We start from the raw sequence: 24,481 nt of genomic DNA, 5'->3' as shown, positions 1-24,481 counted from the left end.
GAAATGATTTCGCGGATGACAGAGAACGGATGGAAATTTCCAGATATGGAGTTGTTTCGTTGTCGCCGGCGAATGGGGAGCGCTCTGCAACTCTCAAATGGTCCATGAGTTGGAACTAAATTTCAGTTCTGAGGAGTGAGCTTTCTTTTGATTGCGCTTTTTGCATGGTCCCTATGCATCGAATGCATATAATCGTATGTCATGACCGGATGTCCTTCGCCGCCGGCCCGACGGCCCGGGACGCCCCCGGGCCGGCCGCGATGGTGTGGAAGCGTCAGCCCAGCCGGGTCTCGACGGTGGTCTTCACCGAATTGGCCAGGAAGCATTGCTCATGGGCGGCGTGGTGCAGGGCCTCCTCCGCGGCCCGGTCCGGTGCCGGTCCGGCATAGGTCACGCGGGGGTTCAGCACCACCCGGGTGACCGCCAGCCGGCCCTCGGCGTTCTTCTCCATCACCCCCTCCGCCGTGTCGCTGTACCGGTCGACAGCGAAGCCGCGCTTGGCCGCGATCGACAGGAAGGTCAGCATGTGGCAGCTCGCCAGGGCGGCGACATAGGCCTCCTCCGGATCGACCGCCTCGGGGGCCGAGAAGGGCGGGGGCACGATATGCGGCGAGGCCGAGGCCGGCACCTCGACGCCGCCGTCGAATCGCCAGAGATGCGCCCGGCTGTAGCGGCTGTCGGTGAAGGCGACGTCCGGCGGGCGCTGCCACAGCACCGTGGCCTGGTAGTGGCTCATGAGGTCTCTCCTGGTTGCGGATCGGCTGCCGTCTGCAGATGGACGGCCAGGGCGGCGACCGCGGCGGCGGCGTCGCCGGCCCGGCAGGCGGCGAGGATGGTCTCGTGCTGCGCCGCCATTGCGGCACGGAAGGCGGAGCCGGGGGGCTGCAGCGCATAGGCGCGCCGTCCTTCCCGCCGCAGCGAATCGATCAGGCGCAGCATGCGGGCGTTGCCGCAGGCGCCGTACAGGACGGCGTGGAAGGCGACGTCCAGCTCCTCGATCACCGCCGGATCCTCTTCCTCGGCCAGGTCCCCGGCCAGCCGCGCGGCCCGGCGCAGCTCGCGCGGCTCCAGCCGCGGCAGCGACAGGCGCAGGGCCTCGCCCTCGACCAGGACGCGCAGGGCGGCCAGATCGCGGCTCTCCCCCGCCGACAGGCCGGCGACGGCCAGGCTGCGGTCGGACCGGCGCACCACCAGCCCTTCGGCCAGCAGCCGGTCCAGCGCCTGCCGCACCGGCTGGCGGCTGACCCCGAATCGTTCCGCCAGGCTCTCCTGGCGCAGCACCGTGTCCGGCGGCAGAAGGCGCGCCTCGATGTCTAGCCGCAGCGCATCGGCAATCGAATTTGGATCCATGGATCCAAAATATAGGAGAATCGACGTCGCATCAACCCCGCCGTGCCGGTTCGACCGACGTCGGAGGACCGCTATGCTGCGGATGTCGCCTGCCGGTCCTTGCCGGGATTCCCTGGTCCTGGCAGGGGTGTGGCGGAGCAACCGACCCGTGGACGGCATGAGCGGCTTCTGGACGACGTACTGGTCCGACATCGTGCTGGCGGCCAGCCTCGTGCTCGGCATCGCCGGCGCCATCCATGCGATCATGACCAAGGACGACGTGCGCGCCGCCACCGGCTGGGTCGGCGTGATCGTGCTGAACCCGATCCTCGGGGCCCTGATCTATCTGGTGCTGGGCGTCAACCGGGTGCGCCGCGCCGCGATCGCGCGCCGGCGGCGGCGGTCGGGCGCCGGCATGGACGACCGGGAGACAGGCCCGGCGATCGACGTGGCGGCGGCCTCGGCGCCGCAATTCGCCTCGCTGCAGCGCCTCGGCGACCGGGTCTCACCCTTCCCGGTGACCCCGGGCAACGACCTGCGGCTGCTGCAGGGCGGCGACGAGGCCTATCCGGCGATGCTGGAGGCGATCCGCGGCGCCCGGTCCTCGATCGCGCTGCAGAGCTACATCTTCGACAATGACGCGGTCGGGCGGGAGATCGCCGGGGCGCTGATCGAGGCCGCCCGGCGCGGCGTCCAGGTGCGGGTGCTGATCGATGCCATCGGGGCGCGCTATTCGCGGCCCCAGATCGTCGGCCTGCTGCGCGACGGCGGCGTCCGGACGGCCCGCTTCATGGGCAACGTGATCGGCCTGAAGCTGCCCTATGCCAATCTGCGCTGCCACCGCAAGCTGCTGGTGGTCGACGGCGAGACCGCCTTCACCGGCGGCATGAACATCCGGGCCCAGTTCTCCACCGCCCATGCCGACGGGCCGCCGGCCCGCGACAGCCATGCCCGGATCTGCGGCCCGATGGTGCAGAGCCTGCTGGCCGCCTTCGTCCAGGACTGGCGCTTCACCACGGGCGAGCGGCTGCACGGCCGCGCCTGGCAGTCGCTGCCGCAGCCGCAGCCGGCGCCGTCGGTGCTGGCCCGGGCCATCCTGTCCGGGCCGGACGTCACCCTCGGCTCGAACCACAGCCTGGTGATGGGCGCGATCGCCGTGGCGCAGCGCTCGATCCTCATCTGCTCGCCCTATTTCCTGCCCGACCTGCCGCTGACCAGCGCCCTGGCCATCGCGGCGCAGCGCGGGGTCGAGGTCGACATCGTCATCCCCAGCGTGAACAACCTGGCGCTGGTCGACGCCGCCATGACGGCGCAGCTCGACCAGGTGCTGCGGCCCGGCTGCCGGGTGTGGCGGGCGACCGGCCCCTTCGACCATTCCAAGCTGATGGCGGTGGACGGCGCCTGGGCGCTGATCGGCTCCTCCAACCTCGATTCGCGCAGCCTGCGGCTCAACTTCGAGCTGGATGTCGAGATCTACGACCGCGGCGTGGCCGGCGCGGTCGACGCCGCCATCCGGCAGCGCATCGCCTCGGCCCGGCCGGAGACGCTGGCGACGCTGCGGGCCCGGCCGTTCCTGACCCGGCTGCGCAACCGGACGGTGTGGCTGGCCTCGCCGTATCTCTGATCCGTCCCGCCGTGATCCGCCCCGCCATGCCGAATCCGGCGCGTCGTCCCGACGTCTGCGAATGCTTCGCAGGCTTCCGGCCGTGCTAGGACTGCGCTCATGGTGAACGGACTCTCCAAGGCGGTGCGGCCGGCCGGGCCGGCGTGGCGCATCACCCTCCTGCTCGGTCTCGGCATGGTGGCGGCGACGGCGGCGATCCTGCTGGCCATGGGCCGGGTGCCGATCTGCGCCTGCGGCACGGTCAAGCTGTGGGCGCCGGATGTGATGAGCGCCGACAACTCGCAGCACATCGCCGACTGGTACACGCCGTCGCACATCATCCACGGCTTCCTGTTCTTCGGGCTGACCTGGCTGCTTGCCCGTCGCCTGCCGCTCGGCGCCCGGGCTCTGCTGGCCATCGCCGTCGAGGCGGCCTGGGAGATCGCCGAGAACAGCCCAATGGTGATCGACCGCTACCGCGAGGCGACGATCGCGCTGGGCTACACCGGCGACAGCGTCCTGAACTCGGTCTTCGACATCGGCTTCATGCTCGCCGGCTTCGTCTTCGCGGCGCGGGCGCCGGTGTGGCTGACCGTGGCGCTGGCGGTGTTCTTCGAGCTGCTGACCGGCTGGCTGATCCGCGACAACCTGACCCTGAACGTGCTGATGCTGCTGCACCCCGTCGACTCGATCCGGGTCTGGCAGTCCGGCGGCTGAATTCGAGACGACCGATGCTGAGACGCTTCTTCGCCTATTACCGGCCGCATCGCGGGCTGTTCCTGCTCGATTTCTGCTGCGCCATCGTGTCCGGCCTGCTCGAGCTCGGCTTCCCGATCGCGGTGAAGCTGTTCGTCGACAGCCTGATGCCGAGCGGCGACTGGCCGCTGATCCTGCTCGCCGCAGCCGGCCTGCTGGCGATCTACGTCGCCAACACCGGCCTGATGGCGGTTGTGACCTATTGGGGCCACATGCTCGGCATCAACATCGAGACCGAGATGCGGCGGAAGGCGTTCGACCATCTGCAGAAGCTGTCCTTCTCCTTCTTCGACAACCAGAAGACCGGCCATCTGGTCGGCCGGCTGACCAAGGACCTGGAGGAGATCGGTGAGGTCGCGCATCACGGGCCGGAGGACCTGTTCATCGCGGTGATGACCTTCATCGGCGCCTTCGCGCTGATGCTGACGGTCCATCTCGAGCTGGCGCTGATCACCGCGGCGATCGTGCCGCTGACCGCCTGGCTGACCAGCCGCTACGGCGGCCGCATGACCCGAAATTGGCAGGCGCTCTACGGCCGGGTCGGCAACTTCAACGTCCGGATCGAGGAGAATGTCGGCGGCATCCGCGTGGTCCAGGCCTTCGCCAATGAGGAGCACGAGCGCCGCCTGTTCGCGGACGACAACCAGAACTACCGCCGCACCAAGCTCGACGCCTACCGGATCATGGCGGCCAGCACCTCGCTCAGCTATCTCAGCATGCGGCTGATCCAGATGGTGGTGATGATCGCCGGCGCCTATTTCGTGCTGACCGGCCGGCTCAGCGAGGGCGGCTTCGTCGGCTTCCTGCTGCTGGTCAACGTGTTCTTCCGCCCGATCGACAAGATCAACTCGGTGATCGAGACCTATCCCAAGGGCATCGCCGGCTTCCGCCGCTACACCGAGCTCCTGGACACCGAGCCGGACATCGTCGACCGGCCGGGCGCGGTCGAGGTCCCGTCGCTCAAGGGCGACATCCGCTACGAGGGCGTCAGCTTCGGCTATGGCGACGGCACGCCGGTGCTGCGCGGCATCGACCTGGCCATCCGGGCCGGCGAGACGGTGGCCTTCGTCGGCCCGTCGGGCGCCGGCAAGACCACGATCTGCTCGCTGCTGCCGCGCTTCTACGAGGTCCAGGGCGGACGCATCACCATCGACGGCATCGACATCCGCGACATGACCATGGCCTCGCTGCGCCGGCAGATCGGCGTGGTGCAGCAGGATGTGTTCCTGTTCGCCGGCACGATCCGCGAGAACATCGCCTATGGAAGGCTGGGCGCGACCGAGGCCGAGATCATGGAGGCGGCGCGCCGCGCCCGGCTCGACGGCGTCGTCGCCGGCCTGCCGGACGGGCTGGACACGGTGATCGGCGAGCGCGGGGTGAAGCTGTCGGGCGGCCAGAAGCAGCGCCTGGCGATCGCCCGCATGTTCCTGAAGAACCCGCCGATCCTGATCCTGGACGAGGCGACCTCGGCGCTCGACACCGAGACCGAGCGGGCGATCCAGCAGTCTCTGGCCGAGCTGTCGCAGGGCCGCACCACCCTGGTGATCGCCCATCGTCTGGCCACCATCCAGGACGCCGACCGGATCGTGGTGGTCGACGCCAGCGGCATCGCCGAGCAGGGAAGGCACCGCGACCTGGTCGCCGCCGGCGGCCTCTATCGCCGGCTGCACGACGCGCAATACGGGATGCGGTGAGTGGCCGTCAGCGGCCGGCCCAGTCCCTGACCGTCAGCATTGCCTCGGCGAAGGCCTCGGGCGCCTCCTGCGGCAGGTTGTGGCCGATGCCGGGTGACACCACGCGATGCTCGTGCCGGCCGGTGAAGCGGCTGGCGTGATGGGCGGTGCCGCCGGGCGGCATCACCCCGTCGGCGTCGCCATCCAGCGTGATCGCCGGCACCGTGATCGGCGGCTGCGCCGCCAGCCGGCGCTCCACCTCCGCCACCGCCGGGTCGCCCTCGGCCAGGGCGAAGCGGTGGCGGTAGGACTGGATCACGACATCGACGAAATCGGGGTTGTCGAAGGATCCGGCGCTGCGCTCCCAGGTGGCGTCGTCGAAGCGCCATTCCGGCGACCACAGCCGCCACAGCAGGCGGCACAGCTCGCGCCGGTTGCGCTCCAGCCCCTTCCGGCCGCGCTCGCCGTGGAAATAGTACTGGTACCAGTAGCGGAACTCGGCCTCGGGCGAGGCCGGCTCGCCGGACCTGGCGATGTCCTGGATGTTGTAGCCGTTGACCGAGACCAGGCCGCGCGCCCGCTGCGGCCACAGCGCCGCGACGATGCAGGCGGCGCGTCCGCCCCAGTCGTAGCCGCCCAGCACCGCCGATTCGATCCCCAGCGCGTCCAGGAGATCCAGCAGGTCCTGCCCCAGCGCCGCCTGCTCGCCCGACCGCGGCGTCGCCGCCGACAGGAACCGGGTCGGGCCGTAGCCGCGCAGATACGGCACGATCACCCGGGCGCCTTGCGCGGCCAGATGCGGCGCCACCTCGTCATAGCTGTGGATGTCGTAGGGGAAGCCGTGCAGCAGCACCGCCGGCCAGCCCGAGGGGTCGCCGGTCTCCTCATAGGCGACGTCCAGCACCCCGGCCTCGATCCGCTTCAGCATGGTCGCGACTCCTGCATTCGGATCCGGCCATTGGAGCACATCCGGCGGCCGGACTCATGCGGATCCCCGCTACGCCGAAGGCGATCGGATCGACCTGTCGGCCGTCGATGCCACTTGCCGCGATTGCGGGCAACCGGGCCTTCGCTGTGACGGGGGGCGCCGTCAGTGCGGCGGATGGATCGACAGGATATACAGCGCGTGGATGATGCCGGGAATCCAGCCCAGGATGGTCAGTATGATGTTCAGCCGCAGCTCATCGCCGGCGCCGATGTCGAGATAGACGGCAAGCGGCGGGCAGAGGAAGGCGAGGATGTACAGGAAGGTGGCCAACAGTCTGTCCGGGTGGTGGATCCTGCCCTTCCCTAGCGTTGCCGGGCGGCGCGGACAATCTCGGGGGCGTAACGATTTGTTGCTGGCTGTTTCACCGGGCGGCCGGACGGCGCCATTCCGGCACGTCGTTTGCTTTGCAATGATGATGCCGGAGCACCGCGCGGCCCGCGGATTGCGGTAGGCTGCGTCCGGCCCGGCCCGTCCGCGGCTTCGACCCGATTCGATGGAGCCTTCCCCTTGCCCCTGCCCGAACTGAAGCACATCGCGGGAATGGCGATGCTGGCGCTGCTCGCAGCCTGTCCCGCCGCCCAGGCCCAGACGCCGGCCGCGCCGCGGCCGGTCAAGGTGCTGGTCATCTCGATGTTCGGTCCAGAGGCGAAGCCCTGGATCGAACAGCTGCATCTCGACCAGGAGATCGCGGTGCCCGGCCTCTCGCCCGACTATCCCGCCGTGCACTGCAACGCCGACGGGGTGTGCCAGATGACCACCGGCATGGGCCACGCCAATGCCGCCGCCTCGACCATGGCGCTGCTGTGGAGCCGCCAGTTCGACCTGACCCGCGCCTATGTGCTGATCGCCGGCATCGCCGGGATCGACCCGGCCAAGGGCACGCTCGGCACCGCCGCCTGGGCCCGCTACCTGGTCGATTTCGGCATCCAGCACGAGATCGACGCCCGTGAGATGCCGCCGGGCTGGGCCGGCGGCTATCTCGGCATCGGGGCGAAGGATCCCGCCGGGAAGCCGCCGCTCAACTACCGGACCGAGGTGTTCCAGCTGAACGAGGACCTGCTGCAGGCGGCCCTGGCCCTGAGCAGGGACGCCAGGCTGGCCGACGGCGAGGCCGCGGCGGCCTATCGCGCCCGCTATCCCGAAGCCCCGGCCAACCAGCCGCCCAAGGTCGTGCAATGCGACACGCTGGCCGGCGACACCTATTGGCACGGTGCCCTGATCGGCAAGCGGGCCAAGGAGTGGGTGGCTCTCCTGACCGACGGCAAGGGCGACTACTGCACGACGCAGCAGGAGGACAACGCCACCTTCGAGGCGCTGCGGCGGGGCGAGGAGGCCGGTCTGGTCGACACCCGGCGGGTCGCGGTGCTGCGCACCGCCTCCAACTTCGACCGGCCGCATCCCGGCCAGACGGCGGTGGAATCGCTGCAAGCCAGGTCCGGCGGCTTCCCGATCGCGATCGCCAACCTCGCCGCCGCCGGCGCTCCCTTCGTCCAGGCCGTGGTCAAGGACTGGGCGGCGTGGCAGGCGGGGGTCCCCGCCGCCGTCCAGCTGTCACGCCCATAAGGACCGTTGCCACCGGTCCCGCGGCGCGACAGCATGCGGGCTGGGGGACGGGAGGGGCGGATGCGTTGGTTCCGGGGCCTGTTGATCGCGGTGCTGGTCCTGCTCGGCGCGCCAAGCTGGGCCCAGCAGGTGCCCGCGCCGGCGACGGCGGAGCAGCCCCCGCCGGCCTCGGTGCAGCAGCTGCTCGACCTGCTGCGCAACCCCGAGGTGCAGGGCTGGCTGGCGCAGCGGCAGGCCGTGCCGGCGCAGCAGGGGGCGGCGCCGGCCGCCGCGGCGGCCTCGTCCGAGATGGACGAGATCGACATGATGCGGATGCAGACCCGCAGCAAGCTGCAATGGTACGCCGCGACCGCGCGCGACCTGCCGGGCATCCTGGCCGCGGTCGGGGCCCGGATCGGCCAGGCGCTGGCGGAGCTCGGGCTGCTCGGCCTGGTCCTGGCGGTCGGCGGCTTCGTCGGCATCGGCATCCTGGCCGAATGGCTGTTCCGGCGCCTGACCGCCTCGATCCGCCACCGGCTGATCCACGCGCCGGGCGCCGGGATCGGCGAGCATCTCGCCGTCTTCGCCGCCCGGCTGGTCTTCGCCGTCGGCGCCGTGGTCGCCTTCGCCGTCGGCAGCCTCGGCATCTTCCTGATCTTCACCTGGCCGCACGGCTTCCAGCACCTGGTCATCGCCCTGCTCGCCATCGTGCTGGTTGGCCGGCTGGCGCGGGCGGTGCTGCGGCTCGGCCTCGCCCCCGGCCGGCCGGACCTGCGCCTGGTCGCGGTTCCGGAAACGGTGATCCCGGTGATCATGCGCTGGCTGATCGCGATCCCGACGGTGATGATCGGCGGCGTGTTCCTGGCCCGGCTGATGCGCCGGCTGGACGCGCCGGAGGACGCGGCGCTGCTGATCCGCGAGCTGACCTCCTTCCTGGTGCTGGCCCTGGTCGTCGCCTTCACCTGGCGCCGTCGGGCCTGGACCGACCAGCCGGGCCTCAAGGACGACCTCGCGCGCTGGCTGGTCACGGTGGCGATGGCGGCGGCGGCGGTCCTGGTCGCGCTCGGTGCCGCCCGTGCCGCGGTCACGGTGTTCGTGCTGGCCCTCCTGCCCTGGGGCCTGCATCAGATCCGGGAGGCGGCGCGGTCGGTGGCGTCGCCGGATTCGATCGAAGGCAAGGACCGGCCCTTGGCCATGCTGGTGGAACGCACCGCCCAGGCCTTGGTCATCCTCGGCGCGCTCGCCTTCCTGGCCGACCGCTGGGATGTCGATTCGATGCGGGCGATGATGGCGGCGGGGGATCCGGGCGCCATGGCGCTGCGCGCCGTCCTTCGCATCGTGCTGACGCTGATCGTGGTCGACCTGCTGTGGCATCTCGGCCGGGCCCTGATCGACCACCAGCTGAGCCGGTCGACCGCGACGATGTCGGCGACCGACGCCGCGCATCAGTCGCGGCTGCGCACGCTGCTGCCGCTGTTCCGCAACGCCTATTTCGTCACCCTGGCCACGGTCGCGGTGCTGGTGGTGCTGTCGTCGCTCGGCATCGACATCGGGCCGCTGCTGGCCGGCGCCGGGGTGGTCGGCCTGGCCATCGGCTTCGGCGCCCAGACCCTGGTGAAGGACATCGTCTCCGGCGTCTTCTTCCTGCTCGAGGATGCGTTCCGGGTCGGCGAATATGTCGAGATCGGCAACCTCAAGGGCACGGTCGAGGCGATCTCGATCCGCTCGCTCAAGCTGCGCCACCAGCGCGGCGCGCTGCAGACGGTGCCGTTCGGCGAGGCCCGGGCGATGACCAATCTCAGCCGCGACTGGGTGGTGATGAAGCTGGAGTTCCGGGTGCCCTTCGACACCGATGTCGACCAGGTGAAGAAGATCGTGAAGAAGATCGGCGCCGAGATTGCGGCCGACCCGACGCTGGGCCCGCATCTGATCGACCCGCCGAAATCCCAGGGCGTGCGCCAGATCGAGGAGTTCAACATGGTGGTCGGCGTCAAGTTCACGGCCCGACCCGGCGAGCAGTTCCTGATCCGGCGCCAGCTGTACCAGCGCATCCTCGAGGAGTTCGACGCCGCCGGCATCCACCTGGCCCGGCGCGACGTGGTGGTGCGCAGCCATGACGGTGGCGAGCCCGACCCCGCCCTGGCCGCCGCCGCGATCGCTGCAACCGGTGGTCCGGCACCGGGCTGACGGCGACGCCGGGAGGCCGGACCGGACAGCTTGACTATATCTGGACAATGTCTAGTAATGGACATTGTCCATTTATCTGAACGCAACCATGATCCGTCCGGACCGGCTATCGCGGAAGCGGAAGCAGACGCGCGACCACATCGCCGCGGTGGCCCATGCGCTGTTCGAGCGTCATGGGTACGAGGCCGTCTCGATGGAGCAGATCGCGGCCGAAGCCGATGTCGCGCGAGGCACGCTGTACAACCACTTTCCGGTCAAGGAAGCGGTGCTGGCGCACTGGATGCATGCGGAACTGGCGCGCGACCTGGTGCCGCTCATGCAAGGCGTGCTCTCGCGCACCGGCTTCGCTTCCCGCCTGGCGGGGCTGTTCCAGGCGTCGGCCCGCTGGTGGGATGCTCACCGCCAGTTCGCCGCGCCCTATATCCGGTATCGCTTCCAGGACGTCGGACGGGCGGAAGACGGCCAGCCTTCGTCCGACATGGTCGGCGCTTACGTGCGCTTGATCGCCGACGCACAGGACGCTGGCGAGATTCGGCGTGACGCGCCGGCAGGGCAGCTCGCTCGCTACCTGCACTTTCTCTACCTGTGCGCGCTGATGACCTGGCTCGGCGACGCCGGGATATCGTTGGAAGAGGAACTCGCACAGGCGCTCGACTTCTTCCTGGCGGGGGCGGCGGCACAGGCATGAAGTTTCTCGTCGTGACTTACGGAACGGAGGGTGATGCCCGTCCTCTCGCGGCGCTATGCCGGGCGCTCATGGACGCGGGTCACGAGTCCATGCTGCTGGCCGACAGCGCCACGCTCGGCAGCGCCGGGGCCATGGGCGTTCCAGCCGTCGCGCTCGCCGGCGACATACGCGGAACCCTGCGATCCGGCGACGCGATCTCCGCCGCCGTCGCCGGGGGGCGCCGGGTCACCCATACCGTGAAGGCCCTGTCGCGCATCGCGAACACGAATGCCGGGGCCTGGATGCGCACGGTGGTCGACAACGGGCGCGGATGCGACGCGATCATCGTCTCCGGCCTTGCCGCGTTTATCGGTCTCTCGGCGGCGGAGCATCTCGGCGTGAAGGCGATCGGGGCCGGCCTCATCCCGATCACGCCGACGGCCGCGTTCCCGTCACCCTTCCTTCCGCCCGGGATCGTGCCCCGCTTCCTCCATCGCGCCAGTCATCACCTGGTCAATACCATGCTGTGGCGGTCCTTCCGCGACGCGACGAATGCGGCCCGCGCCGCCGTCGGCGAGCTGCCGCCCCGGCGGGATCTCTGGACCCGGCATCCCATGCTGTACGGCGTTTCGCCCAGCCTGCTGCCGCGCCCGTCGGACTGGCCGGCCAACGCGCTTGTCTGCGGTCAATGGACCCTGCCTCCGCCGCGCTGGTCGCCGTCGCCGCAGCTGCTCGACTTCCTGGCGGCCGGGGAACCGCCTCTTTATGTCGGCTTCGGCAGCATGCTCGGCTTCGATCGCGATGCGATCGTCAGGGCGGTCATCGACGCGGTCGACGGGCGCCGGGCCGTCTTCCACGAGGGGTGGAGCGGCATCGACGTCGCGCGTCTCCCGGCCAATTTCCTGGCGATCGGCGATACTCCGCACAGCTGGCTGTTCCCACGCATGTCCCTGGTGATCCACCATTGCGGCTCCGGGACGACGCATTCGGCGGCACGGGCCGGCGTGCCGTCCGTTCCCGTACCCTTCGCCGGCGACCAGTTCTTCTGGGCCGACCGCCTCACGCGGATCGGCGTGGCGCCGCCGGCCGTGCCGGGCAGGGCGCTCAGCGCCGCCCGATTGGCGCGTGGCATCGCGTTCGCCGAAAGCGCAGGGACAAGGCAGCGTGCGAAAGCGGTCGGCGAATCCATGGCGGCGGAGGACGGTCTGGGCGCCGCCGTCACGGCGATCGAAACGATCATGGCCACATGATCTGCCGGGACAACCCGCCGCCGTCGGCCTCCGCCAATGCTGGAGCTCACGCCCCCGGCACCATGATGTGCGGCGGCAGCGGCTCCAGCCCCGGCGCGCCGAGATAGCTGACCAGCGGCTTCCTGGCGTCGTCCTTGCGGTACTCGCCGTAGATCGCCCCGGCCCGGCATTGCCGGTCCAGAGCCGGGGTGCGCCCGTCGCGGTTGATCCAGACCTTGGAGCCGACGCGGGTGAAGCGGATCAGGGCCGAGGGGTTGTCCGGATCGGCCAGGTACAGGCGGTCGCTGCCGCCGATCGCCCCGGCGCGCAGGTCCGGCAGCGGGAAGCGGTCGTGCAGGTCCAGGCGCACCCCGGTCAGCGCCAGCGCGCATTCGCGGCCGTTGTGGTCCAGGGTGAAGAACACGTTGACCTCGCCGACATACTGGGCCGGCAGGACATACATGGTCCAATGGGGACCGTCGTAGCGGCCGCCCCATCGCGCCGCGTCGATCGAGGCGGTCAGGGTGCGCAGCATGCCGAGCTGCCGCGACTGGATGCAGGCGATGTCGGCGCCGCACTGCCCGATCCAGCGGCGCACGGCCAGGCGCATGGCGTCGGTCTCGGCGCGGCCGACGGCGGCCGGCCCGGCGGTCTTCCAGCCCTGGATGCCGTCGAGCTGGCGGTCCAGCCACAGCGCCGTCGGAGACCCGCAGATGGCCCGCTGGGTCGGGCTCAGCCCGTCCGACCGGCAGCCGGGCCCGGCGCCCACCTCGGCGACCGCGTCGGGCGGCGACGGCTCGGGCATCGCCGCGACCCGCGGCATCGGCGGCGTCACGCCGGGAATGACGGTGCCGGGCCAGGGCACCGTGGTCAGCGGCCCCTCGGTGACCAGCGGCGCCGCAGGGTTGGGAACGTTGCCACAGGCGGCCAAGAGAAGGCACGCCACCAGGCGGAATCCGTGTTTCATGGCCGTTCGTCCCGCTCGTGGTCGAGGACAACAGCGACGGCTGGGAAGATCCAGTCGAGCCGGCTTTAAATCTGCGGCCGGCGCGTCTCGATTTCGGTCAACACATCGTGTGTCAAATAAACCCCAATAATGGGGTGCTTAAGATAAGGTTAATTGCCGGCTTTGTCTTCAGGGAATTGCAATCAGAAATCGGATAAAGGTTTATGCTTATTGATTCGATCCTTTGGTGGGTCGATGCCGAGTCCCGGGCCGGGGACGGCCGATGCAGCCCGGCCCGGGACGGGGCGCGATCACATCAGCCCGTTCTGCTTCAGGATCTCCGGCGCGTTCTCCTTGGTGATGGTCAGGGTCGGCAGCACGATCGTCTTCTCGACCTTTTCGCCCTTCAGCAGCTTCACCGCCTGGCGCAGGCCCTCGGCGCCGGGGGTGGGGTAGAGGAAGGTGGCCGCCAGCTCGCCCTTGTTGACCCAGACCACGCCCTCGTTCGGCAGCCCGTCGACGCCGACGAACTTGATCTCCTTCTCCCGGCCCGCATCCTTGGCGGCGAGATAGGCGCCATAGGCCATCGGGTCGTTGTGGCCGTAGACCAGGTCGATGGTCTCGAAGTTGCGCAGGGCGGTCGACATGATGTCGTAGGCCAGGTTCTGCTTCCAGTCGGCCGACTGCTTGTCCAGCAGGAACTTCAGCCCGGGCTCCTTGTCGGCCACCGAATGGAAGCCGTTCGACCGGTCATGCGCCGGCTGGGTGCCGAGCCCGCCCCAGATCTCGACCACGTTGCCCTTGGCCTGGCCCGGCCCGCCCAGCGCCTTGACCACGAAGTCGCCGACCGCCTTGCCGATCACGACGTTGTCGCCGCCGATGAACTGGGTGTAGCGGTCGGTGTCGACGTTGCGGTCCAGCACGAAGACCGGGATCTTGGCGTCGATCGCCTTTTCCACCACCCCGGTCAGGCCGGCCGATTCCTTCGGCGAGATCAGCAGGGCGTTCACCTCCTGCCGGATGAAGTTCTCGACATCGGCGACCTGCTTCTCGGTCTTGTCCTCGGCATCGGCGATCAGCAGCTCCACCTCCGGGTGCTTCTCGGCCTCGGCCTTGATGTCCTTGTTGAACTGCACCCGCCACGGCTCCAGCGTCGTGGCCTGGGAGAAGCCGATGCGCCATTGGGCAGCGGCGCGGGCCGGGGTCCAGCCGGCGGGCAGGTGCAGGGTGACGCCGGCGCCCAGCGCCAGCGCGGTGGTTTTCAACAGATCGCGACGGTTCATGGTTGCGTTCCTTCCCGATGGATCAGCGACGATCCTTGTTGGCCCGGCGCCTCGGATCGGGCGGCGGGGTCCCGCCGGGCTGCGCGCGCCGTGCGGAACGGCGCCAGCAGATCGGCCAGGTTGCGCTCCTGCAGCAGCACGGTGACGACGATGATCGCCCCCTTGAACACCAGCTGCAGGTTGGAGTTGATGTTGTGGAGCTGCAGGATGTTCGACAGCAGCCCGAAGATCAGGACGCCGACCAGCGTGCCGGCCAGGGCGCCGCGGCCGCCCATCAGGCTGGTGCCGCCGATCACCACCGCGGCGATGGCGTCCAGCTCCAGCCCCGCCCCGGCATCCGGCTTGCCCTGGCGGTACTGGGCGACATAGAGGATGCCGGCCAGGGTGGCGAGCATGCCGGAAAAGGCGTAGGCGGCGATCTTCACCCGGTCGACCGGGATGCCGGACAGCCGCGCCGCCTCCTCGTTGCCGCCGATGGCGTAGACGTAGCGGCCGAACACGGTCAGGCGCAGCAGCACGGCGAAGACCGCGACCGCGGCCAGGAAGAACATGCCGGGCACCGGCAGCACGCCCCACAGCATGCTGCGCAGCAGCTCGATGTCCTCGGTGGCGTTGGTGCCGGCATAGACCGGCAGCACGGCGCTGTCCTGCCCCGCGGTCAGGCGCGACAGGCCCAGCATGCCGACCATCATGGCGAGGGTGACGATGAAGGGCTGCAGCCGTCCGGCGACGATGATGGCGCCGCTGACCGCGCCGACCATCAGCCCGGCGCAGGGCACGGCGACCAGCAGGGCCGGGACGCCGAACTTGGTGCCGACCTGCGGCACCAGCCAGGCGGCCACCAGCGCCGCCAGGGCCAGGCCGGCGGCGCCGGGGATCCAGCCGTCGCGCAGCGGGTCGCGGCCCGGTCGCCGGCGGGCGCCGACCGGCCCCTCGGTGTGCCTCAAGCCCCGACCGAGAAAGCGGACCAGCAAGAAGGCGGCGGCGAAGGCGACCAGGATGGCGGCCGGCACGGCGACGCCGGCGGAGCTGGTCCAGCCAGCCTCGGTCAGCAGCGTCGCGGTCAGCACCGTGCCGAAGGCCATCACCGACCCGACCGACAGGTCGATGCCGGCGATCAGGATCACCACGGTCATGCCGACGGCGACCAGGCCGGTGATCGACACCTGGCGCAGCACGTCGGTCAGGTTGCCGTAGGACAGGAAGATGTTGCGGCCGCTGCCGCTGACCGGCGAGAAGGCGATGCCGATCAGCAGGATGACCAGCAGGCCCCAGTACAGCTTGGTGCGGGACAGGAGGCGAAGCACGGTCATGACACGGTCTCGACAGATCGGGAAACGGGGTGGGACGTGCGGGGGGAGGCGAGCTCCATGATCGCCTCCTGGCCGGCCTCGGCGCGGGACAGCAGGCCGGTCTGCCGGCCTTCGCACATCACCAGGATGCGGTCGGCGAGCAGCAGCAACTCCGACAGCTCGGAGGAGACGAGCAGGATGGCGATGCCCTGGTCGGCCAGGGCGAAGACCAGATCGTAGATCTCCTTCTTGGCGCCGACATCGATGCCGCGGGTCGGCTCGTCCAGCAGCAGCACGCGCGGGGCGGTGGCCAGCCACTTGCCGATCACCACCTTCTGCTGGTTGCCGCCGGACAGGCGCCCGGCCGGCTGCTGCGGCCCGGTGCAGCGTACGCCGAGCCGGCCGATGGTGCCGCGCGCGAGATTCGCCTCGCGCCCGAAGCGGCGCAGGCCGAGGCGCGCGAGCGCGGGCAGCGAGGGCAGGGCCAGGTTGTCGCGGATCGAGGCGCCGAGCAGCAGGCCGGTCACCTTGCGGTCCTCGGTCACCAGCGCCAGGCCGTGGCGCTTGGCCGCGGCCGGGTCGTCGATCGCCACCGCCTCGCCGTCGATGCGGATGGTGCCGCCGCGGCGGCCGCGGGCGGAGCCGAAGATCGTCTCCAGGATCTCGGTGCGGCCGGCGCCCAGGAGGCCGGCGATGCCCAGGATCTCGCCGGCATGCAGGTCGAAGCCGACGCCGTCCAGCACCCGGCGCCAGCCGCCGCGCCGGCCCGGCACCTCCAGCGACAGGTCGCGGACCGACAGCACCGGCCGGCCGCCGGCGCCGCCTCGCCCGGCCGGATGCTCCGCGCGGGCCAGTTCGCGGCCGACCATATGGGCGATGATCCGCTCCCGCGTCAGCTCGGCGATCGGGGCGGTGACGACGTGGCGGCCGTCGCGCAGGATGGTAACGCGGTCGGCCAGCTCCATCACCTCGTCCATCCGGTGCGAGATGTAGACGACCGCGACGCCGTCGCGCGCCAGCTGCCGCACCACGCCGAACAGGGTGGCGCATTCGGCCTGCGACAGGGCGGAAGTCGGCTCGTCCATGATCAGGATGCGGGTGTCCAGCGACAGCGCCTTGGCGATCTCGACCAGCTGCTGCTCGCCGACCCGCAGGCTGCCCACCCGCGCCTCCGGGTCGACGGCGATGCCCAGCCGGCGGATCAGCCGCGCCGCCGCGTCGCGCAGGGCGCGCCCGTCGACGAAGATGCCGCCGCGCAGCGGCTCGCGGCCCAGGAAGATGTTCTCGGCCACGGTCATGCCCGGCACCAGGTTCAGCTCCTGGTGGATGATGCCGATGCCGGCCTCCTCGGCGTCGCGCACCCCGGCGAACGCGCGCGGTACGCCGTCGACCAGGATGGTGCCGTCATAGTCGGCGTAGATGCCGGCCAGGATCTTCATCAGCGTCGACTTGCCGGCCCCGTTCTCGCCCATCAGCGCGTGGATCTCGCCCGGGAACACGTCCAGGCCAACGCCGTGCAGCACCGTCACCCCGGCGAAGGCCTTGCCGATGCCCGCGGCCTGCAGCACCGGCGCCGCGGCCGGACGAGTTTCTGCGACTGGACTCGACACCTCTCCTCCCTCTTTTGCCGCGGGCGGCTTCGTGGCGGCCGCCCGTTCCGGTGGTTCAGGGCGGCCCGGCCGTCCCTTCCACCGTGTCCTTGAAAGCTTTCATACGGCGCCGCATCGCCGCCCTTCCGGGCGGCGCGGCCGTGGTCTCGCGCACGATCAGCGGCGCCGGCAGGCGGATGTGCTCCGCCGGCCGGTCCGGCGCCTCGAAGGCCGCGGTGAGAATCCGCCAGGCATGGCCGGCCAGCGCCTCGGTCGGCTGGCGAATGGCGCTGACGAAGGGGCGCAGCACGGTCAGCCAGGCGAAATCGTCGAAGGCCAGCAGCGACAGGTCCTGCGGGATCGACATCCCGGCATCCTGCACCGCCCGCAGCACGCCCAGCGTGGCGACGTTGCTGCCGGTGAACACCGCGGTCGGCCTGTCCGCGGCGGTCAGCACGGGCAGCACCCCGGCTCGGGTCTCCTCCTCGGTCATGCCCGGCAGCAGGACGCGGGCCCGCTGCTCCAGCCCGGCGGCACGCATGGCGGCCAGGAAGCCCTCGACCCGCGCGGCGCTGTTCCACAGGCGGGTGGAGTTGATGACGAAGGCCAGGTCGCGATGGCCCAAGCCCAGCAGGTGCTCGGTGCCCAGCCGGGTGGCGGCGGCGTTGTCGACCGCGACGGACGGGAAATGGTCGCGGGCGGCGACGCGGTCCAGCCCCACCACCGGGATGCGGTGGTGCCGCATCTCGCGCTCGGTCGCCGACCAGTCGCGGGTCGGCACGATGATCAGCCCGTCGACCCGCCGCGACAGCAGGGCCCGCACCCGCTCGTGCTCGCGCTCCGGATCCTCGCGCGAGGTGACGATGATCACCTCGTAGCTCTGCGACAGGGCGATGTTCTCGAGATGCTCGACCAGCTCGTTGAACACGATGTTCAGCACGTCGGGCACCACCAGGCCGATGGTGCGGGTGCGCTGGCGGCGCAGCCCCGCGGCCAGGCTGTTCGGGCGGTAGCCCAGCGCCTCCGCCGCCTCCAGCACCCGCCGGCGGCTCTCAGCCCCGACCCCGGCCTTGCCGTTGAACACGTTGGACGCCGTGCCGAGCGAGACCCCGGCACGCGACGCCACCTCCCTGATCGTCGTCTTACGCTGCGACATGGCATCACTATGAAACGTTTCATCCGGGAGTCAAGACGCCCGTCAGGGCACCTCTGCGGGGGACGCGGTGGCGCTCCGCCCCGTTCCCGTCTAGGCAGGGTCTGCGATCTGGAGGATCCGATGACGGCGAGCGTGCGGGCGATCTCGGGGGTCGGGGGCAAGGGTCCCGCCTGCTTCCTGGTGCAGGCGGCCGGGCTGCGGCTGCTGCTCGACTGCGGCGCCGGGCCGGACGAGGGCATGCGGCCCGACCTGTCCGGCCTCGGCCCGATCGACGCCATCCTGCTCAGCCATGCCCATCCCGACCATGTCGCGGCGCTGCCGGAGGCGGCGGACCGGTTCGGGCCGGTGCCGGTCTACGCCACCCCGCCGGTGCTGCAGGCGCTGCCGGAGGGCGCGCCGGCCGACCGACGGCCGCTGGCCCTCGGCCGCAACCGGCTGGCCGGCGACCTCACCGTCACCTGCGGCCGCTCCGGCCACGCGCCGGGCGGGGTGTGGCTGCATCTCGCGATCGGCGGCGGGCTGTTCTATGCCGGCGACATGGGCTTCGACTCGGTGGTCTTCGCCGTCGACGCAGAGCCGCCCCGGGCCCGGGTCGCCATTCTCGACGCCTCCTATGGCGACGACGACACGCCGCATGAGGAGCGGCTGGCCGCCTATGCCCCGGTCTTCACCGCGAAGCGCGCCCTTCTGCTGGCCCCGGCCGGCGGGCGCGGGCCGGAGATGGCGCTGGCCGCCGCGGCCGCGAACGGCCGGAAGCCGGCGGTGTGCGACGCCAACCGCGCGATGATCGACGCTCTCATCGCCGACCCGGCCTGGCTGCGCCCCGGCGCCGGCACGATGCTGGATTCCCTACGCAGCCGGATCGAGCCGATCGGGTCGGTCGAGCCGCCGCCGGAGCGGCCGATCATCGCCGCCAAGCCGAACGCCACCGGCGGCGCCGCCAGGCCGCTGCTGGAGGGCTGGAGGGCGGAGGACGGCCCGGTGGTCGCCACCGGCTATGTCGCCGCCGGCACCCCGGCGCGAAAGGCGGTGGAGGAGGGGCGGGCGATCGCGCTGCGCTGGCCGGTGCATCCGCGGCTGTCGCAGAACGCTGCGCTGGCGCGGGCGCTCGGGGCCGAGACGGTGGTGCCGGCCTTCGGCGACGCCAAATACCGCGACGCCTGGACCAAGGCCTTCGCCCCCGCCCGCATCGCCCTCGAGGAGATCGTGGAGATCTGACTTGTGCGGGTCATGTCCCTTCCCGTCATGGCGAGGAGCGAAGGGGCTCGCCATGACGGGAATGTTTCGGTCGCTGGTATCAGGCCTCGACGAAGTTCAGGCGCTTCCGGATTTGCTCGATATCACTGAGCAGCAGGCCGAGCCTGGTCTTGACCTCGCGCAGGTCGGTCTTCACCTCGGCAAGGTCGGTCCGGATCGCACGCAGATGCCCAAGCACCGGGTTGTCCGTCTTGTCGTCCATCGTGCACCCGACCCCGCGTATGCGCTGACGTCCGATCGCATTCTATAACATAGGAACGATTCAGATCGATGCAGCCCTTCCTGTTCCTGCGCCACGGCCGGAGCATCGCCAATCGCGACCGGGTGATCGCCGCCGGACACGGCAGGCTTGCCCCGGCGGCTCGAACCGGTCACGAAACTGCAACCGGAACCTGCTAGCACCCCGGGCATTCTCTAAAATCCTTGGGATCGACGCCGATGCTGACCCGCCTTCTCCTCGCCGCCGCCGTCACGGCCGTATCCACCGCGGCGCTCGCCGCGCCGGGATCGCTGATGATCTACACCTCGACCCCGAACGAGGCGATGACGGCGCTGGTCGCCGAGTTCAACAAGGCGCATCCGGAGGTGAAGGTCGAGTTCTTCCGCTCCGGCACCACCGAGGTGCTGAACAAGCTGCAGGCGGAGTTCGCGGCCGGGTCGCCGCAGCCCGACGTGGTGTTCATCGCCGACGCGGTGGCGATGCAGCAGCTGAAGGATGACGGCCGCCTGTTGGCCTATGCCGACGCGCCGATCCAGGGCTTTCCCGACGGCTTCGCCGACCCGGACAAGACCTATTTCGGCACCAAGCTGATCCCGACCGGCATCGCCTGGAACACCAAGTCCGGCGTGCCGGCGCCGAAGTCCTGGGCCGACCTGCTGTCGGCCGCGGCCAAGGACCAGGTGATCATGGCCAGCCCGCTCTATTCCGGCGCCGCGGTGATCCATGTCGGCACCGTCGCGGCGCAGCCCGGGCTCGGCTGGGACTATCTCGACAAGCTGGCGGAGAACGGCGCCGTCGCCGGCCAGGGCAACGGCACGGTGATGGAGGCGGTGGCCACCGGCCAGAAGGCCTACGGCGTGATCGTCGACTTCATGGCGCTGAACGCCAAGGCCAAGGGCTCGCCGGTCGACTTCGTCTATCCGTCGGACGGCGTGTCGGTGGTGACCGAGCCGGTGGCGATCCTGAAGACCGCGGACGATGTCGCCGACGCCAAGACCTTCGTGAACTGGCTGCTCTCGGATGACGGCCAGGCCTATATGGCCAAGCAGGGCTACATCCCCGGCAAGCCCGGCGTCGCCCTGCCGCCCGGCCGCTCCGCCGCGTCGGCGCTGAAGCTGATGCCGGTCTCGGCCGAGACCCTGGCCAAGGGCGTCGACGAGAACAAGCGCAAGTTCAGCGACGCCTTCGGCGGGTGAGGCTTTTCGCTTCTCCGCCTTCTCCCTCCTTGTCATTGCCGGGCTCGACCCGGCAATCCAGGGGCCACCGAGAGCGGCTCTTGAAAGCCCCTGGATCCTCGGGTCAAGCCCGAGGATGACAAAAAAATTGAACAAATCCGAAATGGACACGCTTTAGTGCCCTTCCCCTGAGCCGGACAGCAGCGGGTCAAGCCCGGCAATGACAGGGGGGAATAGGCGTGTCCATCGCGATGGGCTAAACGCGGAGGCTCCGAGATCGTCGAGCACAGTTCCATCGGCCCCGTGAGCCATTCTCTCACATCAGCCCCCACTCTCCGCCCCCGCCGCTGGGGCGATCCGGTCCTGGCCGGGGCGGCCGGGGCCTATGTGCTGCTGCTCTGCGCCCTGCCGCTGCTTCGCCTGTTCGCCGAGGGGCTGGCGCAGCCGGAGGCGGCGCTGGCCATGCTCGGCGGCCGGGCGACGCTGCGGGCGCTGCAGAACACCGTCGTCTCCGGCCTCGGCTCGACCCTGGTATCGGTCGTGGTCGGCGGCGGGCTGGCGCTGGCCATCGGACTGACCGACATCCGCCGCCGCGGCTTGCTGGCGCTGCTGTGCCTGCTGCCGATGCTGATCCCGCCGCAGATCGCCGCCCTGGCCTGGATCCGGCTGCTCGACGCCGGCACCCCGGCCCGCGGCCTGCTCGACGCCGTCACCGGCCCCTGGCCGAACCATCCGCTCTATTCCGGCGGCGGGGTGGTCTGGATCATGGGGCTGGAGCATGCGGCGCTGGTCTTCCTCGCCGTCACCGCCGCCATCCGCGGCCTGCCCTGCGACCTGGTCGAGGCCGCACGCGCCGCCGGCGCCAGGGGGCCGCGGATCCTGCTCGGCATCCTGCTGCCGCTGCTGCGCCCGGCCTTCGGGGCCGGCGCCGCGCTCGCCTTCGTCTCGGCCATCGGCAATTTCGGCGTGCCGGCGCTGCTCGGCATCCCCGGCCGCTACAGCGTGCTGACCACGCTGATCTACCAGCGGCTCAGCGGCTTCGGCCCATCGGTGCTGGGCGAGGTCGCGGCGTTGGCCCTGGTGCTGGCCGCACTGGCGGCGCTCGGCCTCGGGCTGCAGCGCTGGGCCGCGTCGCGGGCGCCCGTCCTTGTGCGTACCGGGCCGACCGGCCCCGTCCTGCCGCTCGGCCGGGCCCGGCCCTGGGCCGAGGCCGCGCTCTGGCTGATCGTCGGCCTGCTCTCGATCGCCCCGCTCCTCGCGCTGTTGGCCTCGGCCCTGGTGCCGGCGCTGGGGGTGGAGCTCAGCCTCGCCACCGCCAGCCTCGACCAGTTCGGCTACATCCTGTTCCGGCACGACGCCACCCGCCGCGCCTTCCTCAACAGCGCGCTCCTGGCCGCCGCGGCAGCGCTGGCCACGGCGGCGGTCGGGCTGGTCCTGGCCTATTACGCCGAGGCGCGGCGCTGGCGAGCGATGCGCTGGCTCGACGCCGTGGCCGACCTGCCCTATGCGCTGCCCGGCGTGCTGACCGCGATCGCCGCGATCCTCCTGCTGCTGCGGCCGCTGCCGCTGCTCGGGATCAGCCTCTACGGCACGCTGTGGATCATCCTCGCCGCCTATCTCGGCCGGTTCCTGGCGCTGGCGCTGCGGCCGGTGGCGGCGGCGATCGCCCAGGCCGACCCGGCGCCAGAGGAGGCGGCCCGGCTGGCCGGCGCCCGCGGGCCGCGGCGCCTCTTCGGCATCCTGCTGCCGGTGGCGGCGCCGGCGGTCGCGACCGGCGCCATCCTGGTGTTCCTGACCGCCTTCAACGAGCTGACCGTCTCGGCCCTGCTGTGGTCGCGCGGCAGCGAGACGGTCGGGGTGATGGTGTTCTCGCTGCAGGCGGAAGGCGCCGCCACTGCCGCCTCGGCCGTCGCCGTGCTGACCGTGCTGGTCACGCTCGGCCTCGCCGGACTCGCCACCCTCTTCGCCCGCCGCCTGCCTAGGGGATCGCTGCCATGGCTGCCGTAGACATCGAGCGCGTCGTCCGGCGCTTCGGCCAGCGCATCGCGGTCGACGGTGTCGACTTGGCTGTGGCGCAGGGCGAGTTCCTGGCGCTGCTCGGCCCCTCCGGCTGCGGCAAGACCACGCTGCTGCGCCTGCTGGCCGGCTTCGACGCGCCGGATGCCGGCACGATCCGGATCGGCGGCCGCGTCGTCGCGGGGGGCGGGGCGATGGTGCCGGCGGAGGAGCGCGGCATCGGCATGGTGTTCCAGTCCTACGCGCTCTGGCCGCACATGACCGTGCGCGAGAATGTCGACTACGCCCTGCGCATCCGCCGGCTGCCGGCGGCGGAGCGGGCGCAGCGGTCCGACCAGGCGCTGGCGGCAGTGGGCCTGGCCGACCGCGCCGACACCCGGCCCGACGCATTGTCTGGCGGCCAGCGCCAGCGCGTCGCCCTGGCCCGCTGCCTGGCCATGGCGCCGGCCCTGGTGCTGATGGACGAGCCGCTGGCCAATCTCGACGTGCATCTGCGCGACGCGTTGCAGGCGGAGTTCCGCCGGCTGCACCGGCAGCTCGGCGCCACCGTGGTCTACGTCACCCACGACCAGGCCGAGGCGATGGCCCTGGCCGACCGCATCGCGGTGATGGACCACGGAAGGCTGCAGCAGGTGGCGCCGCCGCGGCGTCTCTATGCCGAGCCGGCGACGGCGATGGTGGCGGATTTCGTCGGCCGCGGCATGGTGGTGCCGGTGACCTGGCGCGGCGGCGCCGGTGCCGGCCTGTGCGCCGCCGAGCTGTGGGGCCATCCGGTGCGGCTGCGCGGCGGCGCGGGGGCGCACATGCCGACGCAGACCGCCTGCCTGCGGGCCGAAGGGCTGGCGGTGGATCCGGCCGAGGGCATCCCGGTCCGGCTCGACCGCGCCGTGTTCGAGGGGGCGGTCACCATCCTGCACTGCCGGCCGGACGCCGATCCCGGCCGGGTGCTGCGCGTCGCCCATCGCGGCCCGCCGCCAGAGGAGGGCTCGGCCCTGCGTCTGAAGGTCGAGGATGGCTGGCTGATGCCGCCGGACTCGGCTGCCGGGGCGATGGCGGCGGAGTAGCCTCCGCCGCTGAAAGCAGGCTACGGCAGGACCTCGCGGCTCAGCCGGGAGTCCCAGGGGCACCAGTGGCATCCCGGCAGGAAGGCGCCGCAGGCCTCGTCGAGATGGTCTTCCACATAGATCATGCTGGCGTCGCACACCTCGATCGCCACCTCGAAGAAATCGATCGTCTGAGGGTCAAGATAGAAGTTGAATCGCGGATTGTAGGGCTGCCTGCGTTTGATGATCCGCCCGTGGACGTGGGTTCGGTTTTTCTCCTTTCCGGACAGGATGTCGCGGGCCATTTGAATTTTGATGTCATCGTTGAGTTCGATGATGAATTCCTGTCCCGGCGCCGATGTCTGTGTGAATGCGAAATAAGCGGGCACGTCCGGCTCCATTTGCTATTAAGTTACGGCAAAAATGTATTGATAAAACGAGTTCTATTATGAAGATAATCATATATTCAGAATGAGTCAATTGCCAATTTCTGAGCAATTGCGCAAATTTATGCAATATTTAATTGCATT

The 24,481-nt window shown here is 70.5% G+C and carries 22 protein-coding genes; 11 read left to right on the top strand and 11 right to left on the bottom strand.

Annotated features, from left to right (window positions below; all coding sequences use genetic code 11):
- Positions 1–274: 274 nt before the first annotated feature.
- Positions 275–736, bottom strand: a complete 462-nt coding sequence (locus LG391_RS34060) for an OsmC family protein (protein WP_225773535.1) — start codon at positions 734–736, stop codon at positions 275–277.
- Complete coding sequence (locus LG391_RS34055) at positions 733–1,350, bottom strand: GntR family transcriptional regulator (RefSeq protein ID WP_225773533.1); 618 nt, start codon at positions 1,348–1,350, stop codon at positions 733–735. Before LG391_RS34055 ends, LG391_RS34060 begins: the two co-directional genes overlap by 4 nt.
- 157 nt (positions 1,351–1,507) lie before the next feature.
- Between LG391_RS34055 and LG391_RS34050 the strand changes: the two genes are divergently transcribed.
- From LG391_RS34050 to LG391_RS34040, 3 genes are all read left to right on the top strand, one after another.
- Positions 1,508–2,953 (top strand): phospholipase D-like domain-containing protein, encoded by a 1,446-nt coding sequence (locus LG391_RS34050; RefSeq protein WP_225773623.1) that lies wholly within the window; start codon positions 1,508–1,510, stop codon positions 2,951–2,953.
- Between the two features lie 99 nt (positions 2,954–3,052).
- A complete protein-coding gene (locus LG391_RS34045; RefSeq protein WP_225773531.1) occupies positions 3,053–3,649 on the top strand; it encodes a DUF2585 domain-containing protein in 597 nt (198 codons plus the stop codon).
- Between the two features lie 14 nt (positions 3,650–3,663).
- Complete coding sequence (locus tag LG391_RS34040; protein ID WP_225773529.1) at positions 3,664–5,382, top strand: ABC transporter ATP-binding protein; 1,719 nt, start codon at positions 3,664–3,666, stop codon at positions 5,380–5,382.
- Between the two features lie 7 nt (positions 5,383–5,389).
- Here LG391_RS34040 and LG391_RS34035 read toward each other — a convergent pair whose 3' ends face one another.
- Positions 5,390–6,289 carry an alpha/beta fold hydrolase gene (locus LG391_RS34035; protein ID WP_225773527.1) on the bottom strand — a complete coding sequence of 300 codons (900 nt, stop codon included), beginning with the start codon at positions 6,287–6,289 and terminating at the stop codon, positions 5,390–5,392.
- 162 nt (positions 6,290–6,451) lie between these two features.
- Complete coding sequence (locus tag LG391_RS34030; RefSeq protein WP_225773526.1) at positions 6,452–6,619, bottom strand: YqaE/Pmp3 family membrane protein; 168 nt, start codon at positions 6,617–6,619, stop codon at positions 6,452–6,454.
- 237 nt (positions 6,620–6,856) lie between these two features.
- Between LG391_RS34030 and LG391_RS34025 the strand changes: the two genes are divergently transcribed.
- The 4 genes from LG391_RS34025 (at position 6,857) to LG391_RS34010 (ending at position 11,995) form a co-directional block, all read left to right on the top strand.
- Positions 6,857–7,912, top strand: a complete 1,056-nt coding sequence (locus LG391_RS34025; RefSeq protein WP_225773524.1) for a purine nucleoside permease — start codon at positions 6,857–6,859, stop codon at positions 7,910–7,912.
- Between the two features lie 60 nt (positions 7,913–7,972).
- Positions 7,973–10,078, top strand: coding sequence for a mechanosensitive ion channel family protein (locus LG391_RS34020; RefSeq protein WP_225773522.1), 2,106 nt, complete (start codon positions 7,973–7,975; stop codon positions 10,076–10,078).
- A gap of 88 nt (positions 10,079–10,166) precedes the next feature.
- A complete protein-coding gene (locus LG391_RS34015; protein WP_225773521.1) occupies positions 10,167–10,766 on the top strand; it encodes a TetR/AcrR family transcriptional regulator in 600 nt (199 codons plus the stop codon).
- Positions 10,763–11,995 carry a glycosyltransferase gene (locus tag LG391_RS34010; protein ID WP_225773520.1) on the top strand — a complete coding sequence of 411 codons (1,233 nt, stop codon included), beginning with the start codon at positions 10,763–10,765 and terminating at the stop codon, positions 11,993–11,995. Before LG391_RS34015 ends, LG391_RS34010 begins: the two co-directional genes overlap by 4 nt.
- A gap of 46 nt (positions 11,996–12,041) precedes the next feature.
- Here LG391_RS34010 and LG391_RS34005 read toward each other — a convergent pair whose 3' ends face one another.
- The 5 genes from LG391_RS34005 to LG391_RS33985 all read right to left on the bottom strand — a co-directional run bounded on the left by LG391_RS34005 (position 12,042) and on the right by LG391_RS33985 (position 18,210).
- Positions 12,042–12,941 (bottom strand): hypothetical protein, encoded by a 900-nt coding sequence (locus LG391_RS34005; RefSeq protein WP_225773518.1) that lies wholly within the window; start codon positions 12,939–12,941, stop codon positions 12,042–12,044.
- A gap of 290 nt (positions 12,942–13,231) precedes the next feature.
- Positions 13,232–14,203 carry a substrate-binding domain-containing protein gene (locus tag LG391_RS34000; RefSeq protein ID WP_225773516.1) on the bottom strand — a complete coding sequence of 324 codons (972 nt, stop codon included), beginning with the start codon at positions 14,201–14,203 and terminating at the stop codon, positions 13,232–13,234.
- A complete protein-coding gene (locus LG391_RS33995; protein WP_225773515.1) occupies positions 14,200–15,516 on the bottom strand; it encodes an ABC transporter permease in 1,317 nt (438 codons plus the stop codon). Before LG391_RS33995 ends, LG391_RS34000 begins: the two co-directional genes overlap by 4 nt.
- Entirely contained in the window at positions 15,513–17,105 is a 1,593-nt protein-coding gene (locus tag LG391_RS33990; protein ID WP_225773513.1) for a sugar ABC transporter ATP-binding protein, read from the bottom strand. The genes LG391_RS33995 and LG391_RS33990 overlap by 4 nt, the downstream gene beginning before the upstream one ends.
- 55 nt (positions 17,106–17,160) lie before the next feature.
- The gene (locus tag LG391_RS33985; RefSeq protein WP_255647012.1) at positions 17,161–18,210 is read right to left on the bottom strand and encodes a LacI family DNA-binding transcriptional regulator; all 1,050 of its coding nucleotides are present in this window, start codon (positions 18,208–18,210) and stop codon (positions 17,161–17,163) included.
- Positions 18,211–18,360: 150 nt separating this feature from the next.
- On the opposite strand from LG391_RS33985, the gene LG391_RS33980 reads away from it, so the two are divergent.
- On the top strand, positions 18,361–19,458 hold the full coding sequence (locus tag LG391_RS33980) for an MBL fold metallo-hydrolase (RefSeq protein WP_225773509.1): 1,098 nt from the start codon (positions 18,361–18,363) through the stop codon (positions 19,456–19,458).
- Between the two features lie 79 nt (positions 19,459–19,537).
- Here LG391_RS33980 and LG391_RS33975 read toward each other — a convergent pair whose 3' ends face one another.
- Complete coding sequence (locus tag LG391_RS33975) at positions 19,538–19,699, bottom strand: hypothetical protein (RefSeq protein ID WP_225773506.1); 162 nt, start codon at positions 19,697–19,699, stop codon at positions 19,538–19,540.
- 236 nt (positions 19,700–19,935) lie between these two features.
- On the opposite strand from LG391_RS33975, the gene LG391_RS33970 reads away from it, so the two are divergent.
- The 3 genes from LG391_RS33970 to LG391_RS33960 all read left to right on the top strand — a co-directional run bounded on the left by LG391_RS33970 (position 19,936) and on the right by LG391_RS33960 (position 23,972).
- Positions 19,936–20,913 (top strand): ABC transporter substrate-binding protein, encoded by a 978-nt coding sequence (locus LG391_RS33970; RefSeq protein WP_225773505.1) that lies wholly within the window; start codon positions 19,936–19,938, stop codon positions 20,911–20,913.
- Between the two features lie 282 nt (positions 20,914–21,195).
- A complete protein-coding gene (locus LG391_RS33965; protein WP_225773503.1) occupies positions 21,196–22,899 on the top strand; it encodes an iron ABC transporter permease in 1,704 nt (567 codons plus the stop codon).
- Positions 22,887–23,972 (top strand): ABC transporter ATP-binding protein, encoded by a 1,086-nt coding sequence (locus tag LG391_RS33960; protein ID WP_225773501.1) that lies wholly within the window; start codon positions 22,887–22,889, stop codon positions 23,970–23,972. Before LG391_RS33965 ends, LG391_RS33960 begins: the two co-directional genes overlap by 13 nt.
- A gap of 20 nt (positions 23,973–23,992) precedes the next feature.
- On the opposite strand, the gene LG391_RS33955 is transcribed toward LG391_RS33960, so the two are convergent.
- Complete coding sequence (locus tag LG391_RS33955; protein WP_225773498.1) at positions 23,993–24,340, bottom strand: hypothetical protein; 348 nt, start codon at positions 24,338–24,340, stop codon at positions 23,993–23,995.
- Between the last annotated feature and the right edge of the window lie 141 nt (positions 24,341–24,481).

This window comes from Inquilinus sp. Marseille-Q2685 (assembly GCF_916619195.1).
Classification (GTDB): Bacteria; Pseudomonadota; Alphaproteobacteria; order DSM-16000; family Inquilinaceae; genus Inquilinus.
This window is presented reverse-complemented; position numbering and strand designations above follow the sequence as displayed.